Below are 2,900 nucleotides of genomic sequence, written 5' to 3' on the forward strand. Positions count from 1 at the left end.
AATTGATAGTCAAGAAATTACCGAGTATCGCCATTTTAGGTTTTAAACCTGATGTAACAACCAATTCGGTTAAGTTATGAAGGGCGCACGGTGGATGCCTTGGCACTAGGAGCCGACGAAGGACGGGACTAACACCGATATGCTTTGGGGAGCTGTAAGTGAGCTTTGATCCAGAGATTTCCGAATGGGGGAACCCATTGTTCGTAATGGAACAATATCCTTACTTGAATACATAGAGTATGGAAGGCAGACCCAGGGAACTGAAACATCTAAGTACCTGGAGGAAGAGAAAGCAATTGCGATTCCCTGAGTAGCGGCGAGCGAAACGGGATGTAGCCCAAACCAAGAGGCTTGCCTCTTGGGGTTGTAGGACACTCTATACGGAGTTACAAAGGAATGAAGTAGACGAAGAAGTCTGGAAAGGCTCGTCAAAGAAGGTAACAACCCTGTAGTTGAAACTTCATTCCCTCTTGAGTGGATCCTGAGTACGGCGGGACACGTGAAATCCCGTCGGAAGCTGGGAGGACCATCTCCCAAGGCTAAATACTCCCTAGTGACCGATAGTGAACCAGTACCGTGAGGGAAAGGTGAAAAGCACCCCGGAAGGGGAGTGAAATAGAACCTGAAACCGTGTGCCTACAAGTAGTCAGAGCCCGTTAACGGGTGATGGCGTGCCTTTTGTAGAATGAACCGGCGAGTTACGATCCCATGCAAGGTTAAGTCGATGAGACGGAGCCGCAGCGAAAGCGAGTCTGAATAGGGCGAATGAGTATGTGGTCGTAGACCCGAAACCAGGTGATCTACCCATGTCCAGGATGAAGTTCAGGTAACACTGAATGGAGGTCCGAACCCACGCACGTTGAAAAGTGCGGGGATGAGGTGTGGGTAGCGGAGAAATTCCAATCGAACTTGGAGATAGCTGGTTCTCTCCGAAATAGCTTTAGGGCTAGCCTCATGTGTAAGAGTCTTGGAGGTAGAGCACTGTTTGGACTAGGGGCCCTCATCGGGTTACCGAATTCAGACAAACTCCGAATGCCAAAGACTTATCCATGGGAGTCAGACTGCGAGTGATAAGATCCGTAGTCGAAAGGGAAACAGCCCAGACCACCAGCTAAGGTCCCAAAGTATACGTTAAGTGGAAAAGGATGTGGAGTTGCTTAGACAACCAGGATGTTGGCTTAGAAGCAGCCACCATTTAAAGAGTGCGTAATAGCTCACTGGTCGAGTGACTCTGCGCCGAAAATGTACCGGGGCTAAACGTATCACCGAAGCTGTGGATTGACACCTCTAGGTGTCAGTGGTAGGAGAGCGTTCTAAGGACTGCGAAGCTAGACCGTAAGGACTGGTGGAGTGCTTAGAAGTGAGAATGCCGGTATGAGTAGCGAAAGATGGGTGAGAATCCCATCCACCGAATGCCTAAGGTTTCCTGAGGAAGGCTCGTCCGCTCAGGGTTAGTCGGGACCTAAGTCGAGGCCGATAGGCGTAGACGATGGACAACAGGTTGATATTCCTGTACCACCTCTTTTCCGTTTGAGCAATGGGGGGACGCAGGAGGATAGGGTAAGCGCACTGCTGGATATGTGCGTCTAAGCAGTTAGGCTGATGATGAGGCAAATCCCATCATCGTGAAGGCTGAGCTGTGATAGCGAGCGAATTATAGTAGCGAAGTTCCTGATTCCACACTGCCAAGAAAAGCCTCTAGCGAGGAAAAAGGTGCCCGTACCGCAAACCGACACAGGTAGGCGAGGAGAGAATCCTAAGGTGAGCGAGAGAACTCTCGTTAAGGAACTCGGCAAAATGACCCCGTAACTTCGGGAGAAGGGGTGCTCTGGTAGGGTGCAAGCCCGAGAGAGCCGCAGTGAATAGGCCCAGGCGACTGTTTAGCAAAAACACAGGTCTCTGCGAAGCCGTAAGGCGAAGTATAGGGGCTGACGCCTGCCCGGTGCTGGAAGGTTAAGAGGAGTGCTTAGCGCAAGCGAAGGTGCGAATCGAAGCCCCAGTAAACGGCGGCCGTAACTATAACGGTCCTAAGGTAGCGAAATTCCTTGTCGGGTAAGTTCCGACCCGCACGAAAGGCGTAACGATCTGGGCACTGTCTCAACGAGAGACTCGGTGAAATTATAGTACCTGTGAAGATGCAGGTTACCCGCGACAGGACGGAAAGACCCCGTGGAGCTTTACTGTAGCCTGATATTGAATTTTGGTACAGCTTGTACAGGATAGGTAGGAGCCTTGGAAGCCGGAGCGCCAGCTTCGGTGGAGGCATCGGTGGGATACTACCCTGGCTGTATTGAAATTCTAACCCGCGCCCCTTATCGGGGTGGGAGACAGTGTCAGGTGGGCAGTTTGACTGGGGCGGTCGCCTCCTAAAGAGTAACGGAGGCGCCCAAAGGTTCCCTCAGAATGGTTGGAAATCATTCGCAGAGTGTAAAGGCACAAGGGAGCTTGACTGCGAGACCTACAAGTCGAGCAGGGACGAAAGTCGGGCTTAGTGATCCGGTGGTTCCGCATGGAAGGGCCATCGCTCAACGGATAAAAGCTACCCCGGGGATAACAGGCTTATCTCCCCCAAGAGTCCACATCGACGGGGAGGTTTGGCACCTCGATGTCGGCTCATCGCATCCTGGGGCTGTAGTCGGTCCCAAGGGTTGGGCTGTTCGCCCATTAAAGCGGTACGCGAGCTGGGTTCAGAACGTCGTGAGACAGTTCGGTCCCTATCCGTCGTGGGCGCAGGAAATTTGAGAGGAGCTGTCCTTAGTACGAGAGGACCGGGATGGACGCACCGCTGGTGTACCAGTTGTCTTGCCAAAGGCATCGCTGGGTAGCTATGTGCGGAAGGGATAAGTGCTGAAAGCATCTAAGCATGAAGCCCCCCTCGAGATGAGATTTCCCATCACGTA

At 52.3% G+C, this 2,900-nt stretch carries 1 rRNA gene; it reads left to right on the forward strand.

Annotated features, from left to right (window positions below):
- Positions 1 to 67: 67 nt before the first annotated feature.
- Positions 68 to 2,900 (forward strand): 23S ribosomal RNA (locus ACFQWC_RS23135); the annotation flags it as partial.

It is taken from the genome of Rossellomorea sp. GCM10028870 (assembly GCF_042666755.1).
Classification (GTDB): domain Bacteria; phylum Bacillota; class Bacilli; order Bacillales; family Bacillaceae_B; genus Rossellomorea.